A 16,112-nucleotide genomic window follows, 5' to 3' on the forward strand; every position below is an offset into this window, starting at 1 on the left:
CCACCGGCGCCGGGGCGCTCGGGGCAGCAGCCGCGGGTGCAGCACTGGGCTGCTCCACCGGCGCGGGCGCCGGGGCGGGAGCGGCCACGGGTGCGCCGGGCGCCGGGGAGGCGGACGGCCGCGCGGCAGCGGGCTTCTCGGGGGCGGGCCGACGCGGCGCGGGCGCCTGGGCCTGGCCGGCCGGGTAGGCGTCGCGCAGCTTGCGGACGACGGGCGGTTCGATGGTCGACGATGCCGACCGGACGAACTCACCGAGCTCGTTGAGCTTGGCCATGATGGCCTTGCTCTCGACGCCGAGCTCCTTGGCGAGCTCGTAGACGCGGACCTTTGCCACAACTCTCCTGTCTCGGTCCGCCCGGACAGGGTCGGACCGTCGTTAGTGCTGGGTACTCATCGCTGGGTACTCATCGGGTGCCCATCGGCTTCCAACCCGCTTTCCTTCTCGATGAAAACGACGGACGTGCATCAGGACCGGCTGCCGGCCGCGCCACCCCGCTCGACCTCCCCGCGCAGCCTGCTGGTGTCAAGCGCCTCCGTGCGCAGGGCACGGGTGAACGCTCGGCGCCGTTCGGCGAGCTCGAGGCACTTCAGGTCGTCGTGGAGCCAGGCTCCACGACCGGGTCTGGTGCGCATGCGGTCGACGACGGCGACATGGTCACCCTCGTCGGCCACGACCACCCTCAGGAGGGTGGACCGGTGGCCTCGCGCCCGGCACCCCACGCATGTGCGCACCGGTCCCTCGACGGGACCCTGCGCGCTCTCGGGGGGCCGGACCCGTGGTCCAGCCTCGGCAAGTCTAGCGCCCTCGCTCACGAACCGTGACCCGGAGCGCCGGTGGACGGCTCCCCGGTGGCCGGCTCGGGTGCGTCCGCGACGTCCGACACCGGCACCGCGGTGCCGTCCGCGGCGGCCCCGCCGTCCCCCACGGCGTCAGGCGCCGAGCCGCCCTCGTCGGAGCGGATGTCGATGCGCCAGCCCGTGAGCTTCGCGGCGAGCCGTGCGTTCTGCCCCTCCTTGCCGATGGCGAGGGAGAGCTGGTAGTCCGGCACGACGACGCGCGCGGAGCGAGCCTCGCGGTCGACGACCGTGACGGAGCTCACGCGCGCCGGCGAGAGCGCGTTGCCCACGAGCTCGGCCGGGTCGTCGCTGTGGTCGACGATGTCGATCTTCTCCCCGTGCAGCTCGGCCATGACGGCGCGCACGCGCGAGCCCATCGGACCGATGCACGCGCCCTTCGCGTTCAGGCCGGCGATCGAGGACCGGACGGCGATCTTCGTGCGGTGACCGGCCTCGCGGGCGATCGCGGTGATCTCGACGGAGCCGTCGGCGACCTCCGGGACCTCGAGCGCGAAGAGCTTGCGCACGAGGCCGGGGTGGGTGCGGGACAGCGTGATCGACGGCCCCTTCGGTCCGCGGGAGACATCCAGCACGTACGCGCGCAGCCGCTCGCCGTGGACGTACTTCTCCGTGGGCACCTGCTCGTGCGGGGGCAGCACGGCCTCGGTGCCCCGCACGGCGACGAGCACCGTCCGGGGGTCACGGCCCTGCTGGATGACGCCCGCGAGGACCTCGCCCTCGGTCCCGCGGAAGCTCCCGAGGACCTGCTCGTCCTCGGCGTCACGCAGCCGCTGGACGATCACCTGGCGCGCTGTGGCGGTCGCGACGCGGCCGAACCCCTCGGGGGTGTCCTCGAACTCGGGGCCGGGCTCGGGCGCGGGCCGGACGACGGCGCCACCCTCCGCGTCCGCATCCACGTCCGCGTCCGCCTCGGGCGCGGGCTCGACCCGCTCGCGGGCCCACACCGTCACGTGCCCGGTCCGCCTGTCCACCTCGACGCGGGCGTCCTCGTGCGCGCCCGGCGTGCGGTGGTACGCGGACAGCAGCGCCTGCTCGATCGCCGAGACGAGCGTGTCCAGGCTGATGTCCCGCTCGTGCTCCACGAGCTTGAGTGCCGACATGTCGATGTCCATCAGACCTGCTCCTCTTCGTCGTCCGGCCCGGCGTCGAGCCCGTCAGCCTCGGTTCCCGCGCGTGCCAGCTCGACCTCGACGGCCCCGCGGACGACGTCCTGCGGTGCGACCCGGGTCGTGGTCCCCGGGCCTGTCTCGAGCACGTACGCCTCCGCGTCGGCGTCCAGGAGCCGGCCCTCCCGCACGGAGCCGTCCCGCAGGGTCAGGCGCACGAGCCGTGTCCGTGCGCGTCGGAAGTGCCGGAGCTCGGTCAGGGGCCGGTCCGTGCCGGGCGTCGAGACCTCGAGCACGTACTCCCCGCGGACCGGGTCCGCGGCGTCGAGCGCCGCCGACACGTCGCGCGAGACGGCGCCGAGGGTGTCGAGGTCGAGGCTCCCGATCTCGTCCGCCCCCAGGTCGAGCACGATGCGCACGACGGTGCGCCGCCCGGCGGGGTGCACCACGACGTCCTCGAGGACGAGGCCTGCGGCATCGACGACCGGCCGCACCACCTCCTGGACTCGGTGCGCTGGGCCTGAGCCTGAGCCTGACGGCGTGACCATGTTCGCCTCCCGTGGGTCGTGGCGGGCCACCCGACGTGGATACGACCCTCTGGACTTGTCGCGCCCAGCCTAACGACTCGACGGCGTCGGCGACGCCTCGGCCCCGTCGCACGTCCCGCGGCGGCGGGCGTGGGAAGATCTGCCGCGATGACGACCGTCGACCTGAGCCGCCCCGCCCGTGACCGCCCGTCGGCCGGGCCGAGGCGGTCCTCCACCGCACGACGCACCGCGCCGACGCTGCTCGCAGCCCTCCTGCTCCTGGTCACGGCGGGCTGCGGCCTGCGTCTGGACACCCCGGCCCCGGCCGAGCTCGTCCCCGACGAGGTGGAGGTCGTGCGGGAGCGCGTGGCGACCGACGCCCTCGCCGTCGAGGCGCTCGGCGACGAGCTCGCGGCAGCCACCGCGGATCCCGCCGTCGCCGCGGTCCTGACGCAGGTCGCCCGCGCCGCGCAGACGCACGCGGAGGCCCTCGGTGGCGCGTACGTGGCCCACCCGGAGGCGACGGACGAGGCGGACGGGACGGACGAGGACGCTGCGTCGGCCTCCGGCACGCCCGACGTCGCGGACGGCGGGGCCTCCACGGCCGCGACGCCTGCACCGACGACCGCCCCCGCACGCACCGTGGCCGACCTCCTCGCGCTGCTCACGGAGACCGCGGCGAGCGCCCGTGCCGACGCGGCATCCGTTCCCGACGCCGAGCTCGCGCGGCTCGTGGGTTCGGTCGCGGTGAGCCGTTGGCAGCTCGCCGACACGGTCGTGGGCCTCGTCCCCGACGTCGTCGAGTCGACGGCGGCCTCGCTCGGCCAGCCCTTCGCCGTGCCCGACGCCGTGCCCGTCGGCCTCACCTCGGCCGACCTGTCGACCCTCGTGCAGGCGGAGGACGCCCTGGGCCTCGCCTACGAGGTCGCCGCCGCCCGCTCGGGCGACGACCTGCGCGCCTCGAGGGCCGCGCGCGCGACCGTGCACCGCGGCCGCGCCCAGGCGTGGGCGCAGGCCGCCGAGCTCGAGGCCAACGGGCTGGACCCACGCCGTGCGTCGTACGTGCTGCCCCCGGCGTTCACCGCCGTCCCCGAGGACCCCGCCGCCGGCGCCACGGCCCTGACGACGGAGCTCGCGCTCCTCGAGGCCGACCTCGCGACGTCCTACGCGTCCGCGCTCGCCGACGTCGCGGCGGGCGAGCGCGGGCCGTTCGTCGACGCCGTGCTCGACGCGACCCGGGAGCACGTCCGCATGGGCATCGCGGCAGCGACCCTGCCGGGCCTCCCCGAGCAGCAGCCGGCGGGCTGACCCGCCCCGACGGACCTCGCCGGGCTCAGCGCTCGAGGAGGTCCGCGACCAGCCGGCCGATCCGCTCGGCCGCCTCGGCGACCGGGACCTGCTCGGGCTCGGGCCGCTCGCCCGCGCCCAGGCCCGCATCGGCCGCACGGCGCAGGCGCACCTCGACGTGCCCCTCGGCCAGCCCGCGTCCGACGACGACGAGCACCGGGACCCCGAGGAGCTCGGCGTCCGCGAACTTCACGCCGGGAGAGACCTTCGGACGGTCGTCGTAGAGGACCTCCACGCCCGTGCCGTGCAGATCGGCGGCGAGCTCCTCGCACGCCGCGAACACCGCCGCGTCCTTGCCGGTCGCCACGATGTGCACGTGCGCGGGCGCCACCTGGACCGGCCAGGCGAGCCCGGCGTCGTCGTGGTTGGTCTCGGCCAGGGCCGCGACCGCGCGCGAGACACCGATGCCGTACGAGCCCATCGTGACCGTCACGGCCTTGCCGTTCTCGTTGAGCACCTTGAGTCCGAGGGCGTCGGCGTACTTGCGACCGAGCGCGAAGATGTGACCCATCTCGATGCCGCGCGCGAGCTCGAGCGGCCCCGAGCCGTCAGGGGCGGGGTCGCCCGCGCGCACCTCTGCGGCCTCGACCGTGCCGTCACCCACGAAGTCCCGCCCGGCGACCAGGTCGAAGACGTGGCGCCCCTCGGCGTCGGCGCCCGTGATCCAGCGCGTTCCCTCCACGACCCGGGGGTCCAGGAGGTACCTGATCGCGTCCTCGCGGCCCGTGTTGGCGCGGCCCAGCGCACCGGGTCCGATGTACCCCTTGACGAGCTCGGGGTGCCGCGCGAAGTCCGCGTCCCCCGCGGTGGCCACGAGGGCCGGGGCCAGCGCGCCCTCGAGCCGCTTGAGGTCGACCTCGCGGTCCCCGGGCAGGCCGACGACGACGACCTCGCGCTCGCCGTCCGGGTGGTCCAGGGCGACCACGACGTTCTTCAGCGTGTCTGCCGCCATCCAGGACCGGTCCGCCCGGGGGAAGCGCTCGTTGGCGAGCGCGACGAGGCTCTCGATCGTCGGCGTGCCGGGGGTGTCCTCGACGTGGGCTGCCGGTGCGTCGTCGTACGGGACGGCGTCCGGGACCGGGGTGGTGACGGCCTCGACGTTCGCGGCGTACCCGCCGGCCGATCGCACGAAGGTGTCCTCGCCGATCGGCGTCGGCATGAGGAACTCCTCGCTGCGCGAGCCGCCCATGGCGCCGGAGATCGCGGCGACGATCACGACGTCCATGCCGAGCCGGGCGAAGATCCGCTGGTAGGCCTCGCGCTGGCGCTGGTAGGACGCCTCGAGCCCGGCGTCGTCGACGTCGAACGAGTACGCGTCCTTCATGATGAACTCGCGGCCGCGCAGGAGCCCCGCGCGCGGACGGGCCTCGTCCCGGTACTTGGTCTGGATCTGGTAGAGCGCGAGCGGCAGGTCCTTGTAGGACGAGTACAGGTCCTTGACGAGGAGGGTGAACACCTCCTCGTGCGTGGGCGCGAGCATGTACTCGGCCTCCTTGCGGTCCCGCAGCCGGAACACGTTGGGCCCGTACTCCGTCCAGCGCCCGGTGGCCTCGTACGGCTCGCGCGGGAGCAGCGCGGGGAAGTGGACCTCCTGCGCGCCGATGGCGTCCATCTCCTCGCGGACCACGCGCTCGACCTTGGCCAGGACGCGCATGCCGAGCGGCAGCCACGTGTAGATCCCGGGGGCCGCCCGGCGGATGTAGCCCGCACGCACGAGCAGGCGGTGGCTCGGCACCTCGGCGTCGGCCGGGTCCTCCCGCAGGGTCCGCACGAACAGGGTCGACATCCGCAGCAGCATGCGGGCCAGCCTAGTGGCGCCGCGGACCCCGCCCGGGCCGCCGTCCCCCTGCGGCCGCGACGGCCGCGCGGCCCCGTCGACCCCCTGGCCCGTCGGCCCCGTTCCCGTCGGGGCCCGTTGCGGGCACGATGGTGCCGTGCCCGAGCTGCCCGAGGTCGAGTCCCTCGTCCGCTTCCTCGACGGCCGCGCCGCGGGCCGCACCGTGGCCGCCGTCGACGTCGGTGCGATCAGCGCCCTCAAGACCTTCTCGCCCGCGCCCGTAGACCTCGTCGGGCGGTCCGTCGTCCACGCGACACGGCACGGCAAGTGGATCGACGTCGTCACCGCTGCCCCCGCGGGTGCCGACGTGTCGCCGGTGCACCTCGTCGTCCACCTCGCGCGCGCAGGATGGCTGCGCTGGTACGAGCAGGTGCCCTCGACGCCGGTACGGCCGGGCCGCTCGCCCATCGCCCTGCGGGTCCGGCTCGACGACGGCTCCGGGTTCGACCTCACGGAGGCGGGCACCCGAAAGCGCCTCGCCGTCCACGTCGTGCGTGACCCGGCCGAGGTGCCCATGATCGCGTCGCTCGGCGTCGAGCCCCTCGGGGACGACTTCACCGTCGCGCGCCTCGCGGAGCTCGCGTCCGCGCGCAACCAGCAGCTCAAGGGTCTGCTGCGGGACCAGCACCTCATCGCGGGCATCGGCAACGCCTACTCGGACGAGATCCTGCACGCCGCGCGCCTGAGCCCGTTCACGCTGACCCGCTCGTTGGGCGCCGACGACGTCGCCCGCCTGCACGGCGTGGTCGTGCAGGTGCTGACCCAGGCGCTGGAGGCCTCGAGCGGACGGCCCGCCGCCGAGCTCAAGGACGCCAAGCGACGCGGCATGCAGGTGCACGGCCGCGCGGGCCAGGCCTGCCCCGTGTGCGGCGACACGGTGCTCGAGGTCTCGTTCGCCGACTCCGCGCTCCAGTACTGCCCGACGTGCCAGACGGGCGGACGGCCCCTCGCCGACCGCCGCATGTCCCGCCTCCTGCGCTGACGCCCCGGCGAACGGTGCCCGCGGACCCGCGGCCGGGGTCAGAACAGGACGGTCGCGTACGTGCCGACCCGGCGGAAGCCGACGCGTCGGTAGGCGGCGAGGGCGCGCTCGTTGTAGTGGTTGACGTACAGCGAGACGACGGGCGCGACGGTCGCGAGCGCCTGGTCCACGACCGCGGCCATACCCGACGCGGCGAGACCGCGGCCGCGGTGCTCGGGCGCCACCCAGACGCCCTGCACCTGCGCGACGGCCCGCGTGACGGCGCCGAGCTCGGCCTTGAACGCGACCCGGGTGCCGTCGGGGCCGTCCACCGTACGGACGAAGGACCGCCCCTCCTCGATCAGGGAGCGGACGCGGGCCTCGTACGCGCCGGGGGCGCCGAGGAGCGGCGAGTAGCCGACCTCCTCGACGAACATCTGCACGCAGGCGGGGAGCAGCATCGCGAGCTCGTCGGGCCGGGTCAGCCGCACCTGCGGGTCGGGCTCGACGAGCGGTGCTGCGTCCATCGCGAGGGACGGCTGGTCCGCGCGGACCTCGCGCGCCGGGCCCCAGGCGGGCTCGAGCCGCTCCCACAGGGGAAGGACGAGCCGCGCGTCCCCGACGATCGAGGAGCAGCGACGGCCCTGGCGCAGAGCGGTCTCGGCGAAGGCTCCGAGGGCGTCGATGTCGTCCGGCTCGCAGACGGGGACGAGGTTGGCGCCGGCCCAGCACAGCGCGGTCAGGCGACCCTCGCGGACCCGGCCCCACAGCGACGAGCCGCCCGTCTCGGCGCCGCTCGCGATCGCCGCCTCGATGCGGCTCGCGGCGAGGACGGAGGCCACCGGGTCCCGCTGGCACAAGGCTGCAGCCTCGTGCAGGTCGACGTCCGTGACCACGGCGCGCACCGCCCCCGTCCCGGCACGCCACGCTCGCATGGGGGGATTCTGCACCATCCGGGCGGCGCCGGGCGCAGCCATCCGTCGCACCGCGAGCGCCCTGAGGTGGCCCGCCGAGGTCAGGAGACGGAGACCACGGGCGCCGAGCCCTCGGCCGGCTCCATCGTCTCGGCGATCCGCAGCGCCTCCTCGATGAGCGTCTCCACGATCATCGACTCGGGCACGGTCTTGACGACCTCGCCCTTGACGAAGATCTGGCCCTTGCCGTTGCCGGAGGCGACGCCGAGGTCGGCCTCACGCGCCTCCCCCGGGCCGTTGACGACGCAGCCCATGACGGCGACGCGCAGCGGCACCTCGAGCCCCTCGAGGCCCGCGGTGACCCTCTCGGCCAGCGAGTACACGTCGACCTGCGCACGACCGCAGGACGGGCAGGAGACGATCTCGAGCTTGCGGGGGCGCAGGTTGAGCGCCTGGAGGATCTGGATGCCGACCTTGACCTCCTCGACCGGGGGGGCCGAGAGGGACACGCGGATGGTGTCGCCGATCCCCTGGCTCAGCAGGGCGCCGAAGGCCGTCGCGGACTTGATGGTCCCCTGGAACGCCGGGCCGGCCTCGGTCACGCCGAGGTGCAGGGGCCAGTCGCCTCGCTCGGAGAGCATCTCGTAGGCGCGCACCATCACGACCGGGTCGTTGTGCTTGACCGAGATCTTGAAGTCGTGGAAGTCGTGCTCCTCGAAGAGGGACGCCTCCCACACCGCGGACTCCACGAGGGCCTCGGGCGTCGCCTTCCCGTACTTCTCCAGGAGCCGCTTGTCGAGGGAGCCGGCGTTGACCCCGATCCGCAGGGAGACCCCGGCGTCGCGCGCGGCCTTGGCGATCGCCCCGACCTGGTCGTCGAACTTGCGGATGTTCCCCGGGTTGACCCGCACCGCTGCGCAGCCCGCGTCGATGGCCGCGAAGACGTACTTCGGCTGGAAGTGGATGTCGGCGATGACCGGGATCTGGGACTTGCGCGCGATGACCGGGAGCGCGGCCGCGTCCTCCTCGGTCGGGCACGCGACGCGCACGATGTCGCAGCCCGACGCGGTCAGCTCGGCGATCTGCTGGAGCGTCGCGTTGATGTCGTGCGTCTTCGTGGTCGTCATCGACTGCACGCTGACGGGCGCGTCACCACCCACCCACAGCGAGCCGACCTTGATCTTGCGGGTGGGGCGGCGCGGGGCGAGGACCGGCGGCGGCGCCTCGGGCATGCCGAGGCTGATGGGGATGCTCACTCCCCCAGTATCCCCCGTCGACCGCGCGGCACGGGCGACCACCCGCCTCAGCCGAGCGTGACGGGCTTGACGAGGTCGGCGTACATGAGCAGGACGCCCATGACGACGAGCACCGCGAACACCCCGTACGCGAGCGGCATCATGCGCGCAACGTCCGCCGGGGCCGGTCGGGGCAGCCCACGCACGCGGGCGACCTGCCGCTTCGCCCCCTCCCACAGGGCGCCGACGACGTGCCCGCCGTCGAGCGGGAGCAGCGGGATCAGGTTGAACACGAAGAGCGCGATGTTGAGGGACGCGAGCAGGCTCAGCATGCTCGCGACCCGCTCCGCCATGCCGTACCCGGGTGCGTCCGCCGACGCGATCTCCCCCGCGAAGCGGCCGATGCCGACGGGCCCGACGACCGACGTCGCGTCCCGCTCGGTCTGGCCGACCAGGGACTGGACGACGCCGACGAGCTGGCTGGGCAGCGCGCCGATGACGCCGACGGTCTGGCCGACGGCGCTGCCGAGCGCCCCGGGGACCGACGTGATCGGCTGGGGCTGGAGCTCGGTCGTCGGGCTGATGCCCACGTAGGGCACGCGCTCGGTGACCATCTCGCCCTCGTCGTCGAGCAGGACGGCGCCCGTCTCGTCGCGCGCGGGTCGCTCCGTGACCACGGGCGTGAGCTCGAGCGTGACCGTCTCCCCGGCGCGCTCCACGACGAGGTCGAGCGCCGAGCCGCCGGAGCCGCGGACGACGTCCTGGAAGTCGGTCCAGCCCTCGATCGGGGTCCCACCGAGCGAGACCAGCCTGTCCCCCACCTCGAGGCCCGCCAGCGCGGCGGGGACCGCCGGGTCGCCCTCGGTGCACGCGGTCCCGGCGGCCTCCTCGCGCGGGTCCATCACGCACGACCCGACGACGCCCACCGTCGTCGACGCGCCGGGCACCCCGAACCCGACGAGCACGACGGTGAGGAGCACGGCCGCGATCAGCAGGTTCATGAAGGGCCCGCCGAGCATCACGACGACCTTCTTGGGCGTGCTCAGGCGGTAGAACGCCCGGTGCTCCTCGCCGGGCAGGATCTCCTCGGCGCTCGCCTCCCGGGACGCCTCGACGAGCTCGCCGATCCGGCCGGCACGCGGCTTGACCCCGACGACGTCGGCGGACGGGAGCATGCCCACGAGCCGCACGTAGCCGCCCAACGGGATCGCCTTGAGCCCGTACTCCGTCTCGCCGCGTGTCCGCGACCAGAGCGTGGGGCCGAACCCGACCATGTACCGGCTGACCCGCACGCCGAACCGCTTGGCGGGCACCATGTGGCCGACCTCGTGCAGGGCGATGGAGACCAGCAGCCCGACCAGCAGCACGAGCAGACCGACCGCGTACGCCATGAGCACTCCACCTGTCTCGGAACCGGCCCGGTGGCGCGTCGAGGCCGCGGGCTCCTCCATCATCCCCGATGCGCCTGTGCGTCGTCCCCCGCGAGGCGGCCGGTCGGCGGCCCGGGGCTCGGACGGGGCGCGGCACCGCGAAATCCGCCAGGCCGACCCGGCGACAACGCGCGAGGTCGCCACTAGCATCGCCGCATGACGCACGGATCCGCAGACCTGAGCGCCCTCCTCCCCGCCGACCTGCCGCAGCGACGCCTCCTGCGCACGCCCGTGCCCGGCCCGCGCTCCCGCGCGCTCGCCGACCGCAGGTCCGCCGCCGTCGCGGCTGGCGTCGCGAGCACGTTGCCCGTCTACGTCGAGCGCGCGGGTGGCGGCGTGCTCGTCGACGTCGACGGCAACTCGTTCATCGACCTCGCGTCGGGCATCGCGGTGACGTCCGTCGGCAACGCCTCGCCCGCGGTCGCGGCGGCGGTCGCCGCGCAGGCCACCGCGTTCACGCACACGTGCTTCATGGTCGCCCCCTACGAGGGGTACGTGGCCGTGTGCGAGGCGCTGGGGCGGCTGACGCCCGGCGACCACGCGAAGCGGACGGTGCTGGTCAACTCGGGAGCGGAGGCGGTCGAGAACGCCGTGAAGATCGCCCGGCGCGCGACCGGTCGCGACGCGGTCGTCGTGCTCGACCACGCCTACCACGGGCGCACCAACCTGACGATGGCGATGACCGCCAAGGCGATGCCGTACAAGACCGGGTTCGGGCCCTTCGCGGGCGAGGTGTACCGCGTCCCGGCGTCCTACCCCCTGCGGGAGCCCGCGCCGCTCACGGGGGCCGAGGCCGCCGCACGGGCGACCTCCGTGATCGAGAAGCAGGTCGGGGCCGACCGCGTCGCGTGCGTCGTCGTCGAGCCCGTGCTCGGCGAGGGCGGCTTCATCGTCCCGGCACCGGGATTCCTGCCCGCGCTCGCCCGGTGGTGCGCCGAGAACGGCGTCCTGCTCGTCGCCGACGAGGTCCAGACGGGGTTCGCCCGGACGGGCGCGATGTTCGCGTGCGAGCACGACGGGGTCGTGCCGGACCTCGTCGCGATGGCGAAGGGCATCGCCGGGGGGCTCCCGCTCGGCGCCGTCACCGGGCGGGCCGAGCTCATGGACGCCGTGCACGCGGGCGGCCTCGGCGGGACGTTCGGGGGCAACCCCCTGGCGTGCGCAGCGGCGCTCGCGACGATCGAGCTCTACGAGCAGGCGGACCTTGCCGCCGCCGCGCGCCGCATCGAGGAGCGGGTCGTGACGCGCCTTCGAGCCGTCGCGGTGCGTGCGCCTCAGGTCGCCGAGGTCCGCGGGCGCGGCGCGATGCTCGCGATCGAGCTCGTCCGGCCGGGATCGCTCGAGCCCGACGCCGCCGAGGCGGCGCGCGTCGCCCGCGCGTGCGCCGAGCGCGGCGTGCTCGTGCTCACGTGCGGCACGTACGGCAACGTGGTGCGACTGCTGCCGCCGCTCGTGATCCCCGACGCGCTCCTCGACGAGGGACTGGACGTGCTCGAGGAGGCCCTGCTCGTCGGCGCTCCCCAGGCGGCGCCCGTCTGAGCGGCGCGCGTCTGAGCGGCTCGGCCGGACGGTACGCCGGACGGTACGCCGGACGCCGACGCCGCGCGCCGGCGTCGGCCTGGCTAGAGCGCCCCTGCCACGCGGTCGCGCCCGCCCGACTTGGCCTCGTACATGAGCCCGTCCACCCGCGTGAGCACCGCCGTCGCGCTCTCCCCCGGGCGCAGCGTGACGACACCGAAGCTCGCGGTGACCTGCACACCGAGGGGTTCGCCCACCTCCTGGGGCAGCACGCTGCGCAGCCGCTCGGCGAGCTGGAGCGCACGGTCGTGCCCGGTCCCGGGCGCGACGATGACGAACTCCTCCCCGCCGAGCCGCCCGACGACGTCGTCCTGGCGCACGACCCGCGACGCGACCTGCGCCACACGGCACAGGACGTCGTCACCCACGGCGTGCCCGAAGGTGTCGTTGATCGACTTGAAGCGGTCGAGGTCGAAGTACACGACCGCCACCGGGTGGTCGGGCGCCGCCCGGTCCGCCTGGAACGTCAGCTCCTCGATGAGCCTGCGACGGTTGGCGACGCCGGTCAGCGGGTCGAGGTAGGCCATGTCCCGCATCTGGTGGGCCTCGATGGTCGCCTGGTGGGCGGCCGAGACGGCCACGGCCAGACGCGCCTTCGCGCGCGAGAGCACCTGGAGCAGCAGCGCGATGAACGTCAGGTACAGCCCGAACCGCAGGAGGTCGAGCACGTGCTCCTCGCCGCCGCGCGGGAGCAGGCCCGCGAGGCCCGCGCCGACGACGGCGACCATGACGCCGGCCGCGTTGACGAGCGCCTGCCGGTTCGTGAAGACGAGGAAGCCGACGAGCAGGAAGATCACGTGGCTCAGGAGCCACGTGGGGAAGAGCCCGTGCCACGCGGCGGTGATGTCCGGCCCGGTCACGAGGCGGTAGTAGAGCATCGCGACCCAGACCGTCTCGCACATGATCAGGGCGATCCGCGAGAAGCGCACCGTGTGCTCGGGCCGGCGCAGGAGGACCCAGGCGTACGTGAGGAGGAAGGCCAGGAGCGGCGGGTACGTCCACGCGACGACCGGGTCGTCCGGGGCGAGCGCGATGAACAGGAAGATGATCGTGGGGACGCCGAGGACGAGCGCGATCACCATCACTCGGCGCAGGAGCGCGTTGAGGCTGTCGCGGAAGAGGCCGTCGAACCAGTCCTCGCGGGAGCGGGTCATGGCGAGGCCGGCCTCTCCTGCAGGCCCCAGGCCGAGCCGTACCCCGCCGGCTCGGGCGCCTGGAGGAGGTCCAGGAACGGCACGGCGTCGAACGCCTCGGGCCCGAGGACCCCGGTCCCGCCCCAGCGGCCGTCCGCGAGCAGCTCGAGGGCGACGACAGGGTTGACCGCCGTCTGCCACACGACGCACTGCGCGCCGTACTCGCGCATGGACCAGGCGTTGTCGACCACGTGGTGAAGGTAGACCTCCCGAGGCGCACCATCGACACCCGTCCCGCGGACCAGGACGCCCGCGCACGTCGCACCGCGCATGCGCGGGCCGAGCGTGGCCGGGTCGGGCAGGCACGCGGCGACGACGTCACGCGGGCTCACGGCGACCGCGCGTCGACCGCCGGGCGCGTCAGGGTCGCTCGCGGGAACGGTCACCGGCGACGTCCGGTCCAGGCCGAGCGTGTGCAGCGTGCGCAGGACGGCGATGAACTCCGCACCGAGGCCGTACTTGAAGGTGACCTTGCCGGCCTCGAGGAAGCGCGGCATGAGGAGCACCTCCTCGTGCTCGACGTGCACGCACTCCACGGGGCCGATGCCGCCGGGGAAGTCGAAGACCTCGGGCTCGTGGAACGGCGGCACGGTGTACCAGCCGCCGTCGGGCTCGTCCGCGCGCGCGGCCTCCCAGATGACCGGCGGGTTGAGGCACTCCTCGATCGTCGTCCAGATCGAGAACGAGGGCGCGAACACGGGCTCGCCGTCGTCGCCCAGCACCACGAGGTTCGAGCCGTCCCGCGTCCCGAGCTCGTCGATCCGGGTGAACAGGTGGTCGGCCGCGTACCGCGCGAACACGTCGGACAGTCCGGGCTCGACGCCCATTCCGACGAGCGCGAGGCGTCCGGCACCGGCCCAGCGCTGCGTCGCGGCGAGCTGGGCGTCGCCGAGCTTGACGCCGGGCCGCGCGTAAGGCTCCGTCGGGTGGGGCTCGGACAGGGACATCGCCATGTCGAGGTAGTCGGCGCCCGCGGCGAGCGTCCCCTCGAACACGGGCATGACGAAGCGCGGGTCGACCGCGTTGAGGACGTGCGTGATCGAGTGCCGCCGGGCGAGCGCCTCGACGGCTGCCGCGTCGGACGCGTCGACGTGCTCGGCGACGAACCTGTCGCTCACGCCGCCCGCGGAGGCCTCCCACGCCTGTGCGGCCGCCACCGACCGCTGCGCCCGTGCGACGTCGTGGTCGGCGAGGACCATCCGCTCGAAGAAGGACCGCCGTGCTGCGATGCGGGCGACGGCGTCACCCACACCTCCGCTCCCGATCACGAGGATGCGCATGACGGCTCCGTTCCGGTTGTGGGTGAGGCTGGGGGGACGCCCGCCGCTGGGCTCAGCGCCGTCTGCGGCGCGCGACGGACACGAGCTGGACGCTGACCACGAGCAGGAGCGCGAGGGCGAACATCGCCGAGCCGATGACGTTCGCCTGCGGCGGGATGCCGCGGGTGGCCGAGACGTACACGAACTTCGGGAACGTCGTGAAGCTGCCCGAGTTGAAGTTCGTGATGATGAAGTCGTCGAAAGACAGGGAGAAGGCCAGGAGCGCCGCCGCGAGGATCCCGGGGACCAGCAGCGGGAACGTGACGCGCCAGAACGCCTGCCAGGGCGAGGAGTACAGGTCGGCCGCGGCCTCCTCGAGGCGCGGGTCGAGGCTCGCGACACGCGCCTTGACGGTCACCACGACGAAGCTGATGCAGAACATCACGTGCGCGGCGACGACCGTCCCGAAGCCCGGGTTGACGCGCAGGCTCAGGAACTGCGCGAGGAGCGCAGCCCCGAGCACGACCTCGGGCGTGGACATGGGCAGGAACACCAGCAGGTTCGCGAGCGCCCGGCCCCGGAAGCGGTACCGCACGAGCGCGAGCGCGATCAGGGTGCCGAGCGCGGTCGAGACGACCGTCGCGATCACGCCGACCTTGAGCGAGTTGCCAAGCGCCTCGCACACCTGCGGGGCGCCGCACGGGTTGGCCCAGTTGGCGAGCGTGAAGCCACGCCACACGAGGTTGCTGCGGCCCGCGTCGTTGAACGAGAAGGCGACCGTGTAGGCGATCGGGACGAGCAGGTACAGGAAGGCGAGCGCGGCGAACAGCGGCACGACGGCGTCGCCGAGGCGCCACGGGCGCCCTTGACGTCGGGTCGTGGGGACTCGCGGACCGGATGCGGGACCGGGGCCGACCGGTCCGACGCCGACGCGGGCGGTCGGGGCGCTCACAGGAGCTCCTCCGTCCCCGAGCGCCTGACGTAGGCGGTGACCAGCAGGAGGATCGCCACCATGAGGACGACGGAGAGCGCCGCGGCCGTCGGGTAGTCGCTGACCTTGAAGAACCGCGAGTCGACGACCTGACCGATCATGGTCGTCGTGTTGTTGCCGAGCAGGACGGAGTTGACGTAGTCGCCCGAGGCCGGGATGAACGTCAGGAGGGTCCCGGAGACGACGCCCGGCATGGACAGGGGCAGCGTCACGCGCCAGAACGTCGTCGGCCCGTTCGCGTACAGGTCGGCGCCCGCCTCGACGAGCCGCGGGTCGAGCCGCTCGAGGCTCGCGTAGATCGGCAGCGTCATGAACGGCAGGAAGTTGTAGGTCAGGCCAGCCACGACCGCGAAGGATGTCGCCGTGAGCCGACCGTCGGGTGGCAGGAGCGACACCGCGCGCATGGCCGCGACCACGAAGGACTCGTCGGCGAGGATCTGCTTCCACGCGACCGTGCGCAGGATGAAGCTCGTGAAGAACGGTGCGATGACGAGCACGAGCAGCATGCCCTGCAGGAAGACCCGTCCCCGTGCGCGCACCGCGATGACGTACGCCATCGGGTACGCGATGACGAGGGCCGCGAGCGTCGCGATGAGCGCGTAGGCGAAGGAGCGCACCATCTGCGGCCAGTAGGTCGCCAGGGCGCGGGTGTAGTTCGCCCACTCGAAGGCGGGCTGGAACTGCCCGACGTCGCCACCCGGGACAGGCACGTAGAGCGACGTCGCGAGGAGCGCGACGACGGGCACCACGAAGAACAGGCCGAGGTAGGCGAGGCCGGGCGCCAGCAGCAGGTACGCCCCGCCACGGGCCCGGCGGACGGGCGCCGGCGCGGGGCCGTTGCCCGGTCCGTGGCCGAGGGCCGCGACGATGCTCATC

At 73.9% G+C, this 16,112-nt stretch carries 15 protein-coding genes; 3 read left to right on the plus strand and 12 right to left on the minus strand.

Translation table 11 applies throughout. The features are described from left to right. The 4 genes from FZ988_RS00005 to rimP all read right to left on the minus strand — a co-directional run. Nucleotides 1–334: translation initiation factor IF-2 N-terminal domain-containing protein (locus FZ988_RS00005; protein ID WP_188078914.1), on the minus strand; the 334-nt coding region annotated here is incomplete at its 3' end. A 131-nt stretch (nt 335–465) separates the two neighbouring features. Continuing rightward, nucleotides 466–813, minus strand: coding sequence for a DUF448 domain-containing protein (locus FZ988_RS18830; protein ID WP_149201973.1), 348 nt, complete (start codon nt 811–813; stop codon nt 466–468). Then, nucleotides 810–1,970: a transcription termination factor NusA gene (gene nusA / locus FZ988_RS00015; protein ID WP_149201974.1), complete on the minus strand. Its 1,161-nt coding sequence runs from the start codon at nt 1,968–1,970 to the stop codon at nt 810–812. The genes FZ988_RS18830 and nusA overlap by 4 nt, the downstream gene beginning before the upstream one ends. Continuing rightward, nucleotides 1,970–2,542 (minus strand): ribosome maturation factor RimP, encoded by a 573-nt coding sequence (gene rimP / locus FZ988_RS00020; protein ID WP_246169047.1) that lies wholly within the window; start codon nt 2,540–2,542, stop codon nt 1,970–1,972. Before rimP ends, nusA begins: the two co-directional genes overlap by 1 nt. A 117-nt stretch (nt 2,543–2,659) precedes the next feature. Between rimP and FZ988_RS00025 the strand changes: the two genes are divergently transcribed. After that, complete coding sequence (locus FZ988_RS00025; protein ID WP_149201975.1) at nt 2,660–3,799, plus strand: DUF4439 domain-containing protein; 1,140 nt, start codon at nt 2,660–2,662, stop codon at nt 3,797–3,799. A gap of 25 nt (nt 3,800–3,824) precedes the next feature. Here FZ988_RS00025 and FZ988_RS00030 read toward each other — a convergent pair whose 3' ends face one another. Then, nucleotides 3,825–5,636 carry a proline--tRNA ligase gene (locus FZ988_RS00030; protein WP_149201976.1) on the minus strand — a complete coding sequence of 604 codons (1,812 nt, stop codon included), beginning with the start codon at nt 5,634–5,636 and terminating at the stop codon, nt 3,825–3,827. 136 nt (nt 5,637–5,772) lie between these two features. On the opposite strand from FZ988_RS00030, the gene FZ988_RS00035 reads away from it, so the two are divergent. Next, nucleotides 5,773–6,657 (plus strand): Fpg/Nei family DNA glycosylase, encoded by an 885-nt coding sequence (locus FZ988_RS00035; RefSeq protein WP_149201977.1) that lies wholly within the window; start codon nt 5,773–5,775, stop codon nt 6,655–6,657. A 38-nt stretch (nt 6,658–6,695) separates the two neighbouring features. On the opposite strand, the gene FZ988_RS00040 is transcribed toward FZ988_RS00035, so the two are convergent. The 3 genes from FZ988_RS00040 to FZ988_RS00050 form a co-directional block, all read right to left on the minus strand. Further along, nucleotides 6,696–7,571: a GNAT family N-acetyltransferase gene (locus FZ988_RS00040; protein ID WP_149201978.1), complete on the minus strand. Its 876-nt coding sequence runs from the start codon at nt 7,569–7,571 to the stop codon at nt 6,696–6,698. 80 nt (nt 7,572–7,651) lie between these two features. After that, nucleotides 7,652–8,782: a flavodoxin-dependent (E)-4-hydroxy-3-methylbut-2-enyl-diphosphate synthase gene (ispG, locus tag FZ988_RS00045; RefSeq protein ID WP_188078947.1), complete on the minus strand. Its 1,131-nt coding sequence runs from the start codon at nt 8,780–8,782 to the stop codon at nt 7,652–7,654. Nucleotides 8,783–8,853: 71 nt separating this feature from the next. Beyond that, nucleotides 8,854–10,176 (minus strand): M50 family metallopeptidase, encoded by a 1,323-nt coding sequence (locus tag FZ988_RS00050; RefSeq protein WP_149201980.1) that lies wholly within the window; start codon nt 10,174–10,176, stop codon nt 8,854–8,856. A gap of 195 nt (nt 10,177–10,371) precedes the next feature. Here FZ988_RS00050 and gabT point away from each other — a divergent pair, with 195 nt between their 5' ends. Further along, a complete protein-coding gene (gabT, locus tag FZ988_RS00055) occupies nt 10,372–11,754 on the plus strand; it encodes a 4-aminobutyrate--2-oxoglutarate transaminase (protein WP_149201981.1) in 1,383 nt (460 codons plus the stop codon). Nucleotides 11,755–11,837: 83 nt separating this feature from the next. On the opposite strand, the gene FZ988_RS00060 is transcribed toward gabT, so the two are convergent. The 4 genes from FZ988_RS00060 to FZ988_RS00075 form a co-directional block, all read right to left on the minus strand. Further along, on the minus strand, nt 11,838–12,947 hold the full coding sequence (locus tag FZ988_RS00060) for a GGDEF domain-containing protein (RefSeq protein WP_149201982.1): 1,110 nt from the start codon (nt 12,945–12,947) through the stop codon (nt 11,838–11,840). Beyond that, on the minus strand, nt 12,944–14,266 hold the full coding sequence (locus tag FZ988_RS00065; protein WP_149201983.1) for a saccharopine dehydrogenase family protein: 1,323 nt from the start codon (nt 14,264–14,266) through the stop codon (nt 12,944–12,946). Before FZ988_RS00065 ends, FZ988_RS00060 begins: the two co-directional genes overlap by 4 nt. Before the next feature lie 52 nt (nt 14,267–14,318). Next, a complete protein-coding gene (locus FZ988_RS00070; RefSeq protein WP_149202493.1) occupies nt 14,319–15,080 on the minus strand; it encodes an ABC transporter permease in 762 nt (253 codons plus the stop codon). A 113-nt stretch (nt 15,081–15,193) separates the two neighbouring features. Beyond that, nucleotides 15,194–16,111, minus strand: coding sequence for an ABC transporter permease (locus FZ988_RS00075; protein WP_149201984.1), 918 nt, complete (start codon nt 16,109–16,111; stop codon nt 15,194–15,196). Between the last annotated feature and the right edge of the window lies 1 nt (nt 16,112).

This window comes from Actinotalea subterranea, from assembly GCF_008364845.1.
Classification (GTDB): Bacteria; Actinomycetota; Actinomycetes; order Actinomycetales; family Cellulomonadaceae; genus Actinotalea; species Actinotalea subterranea.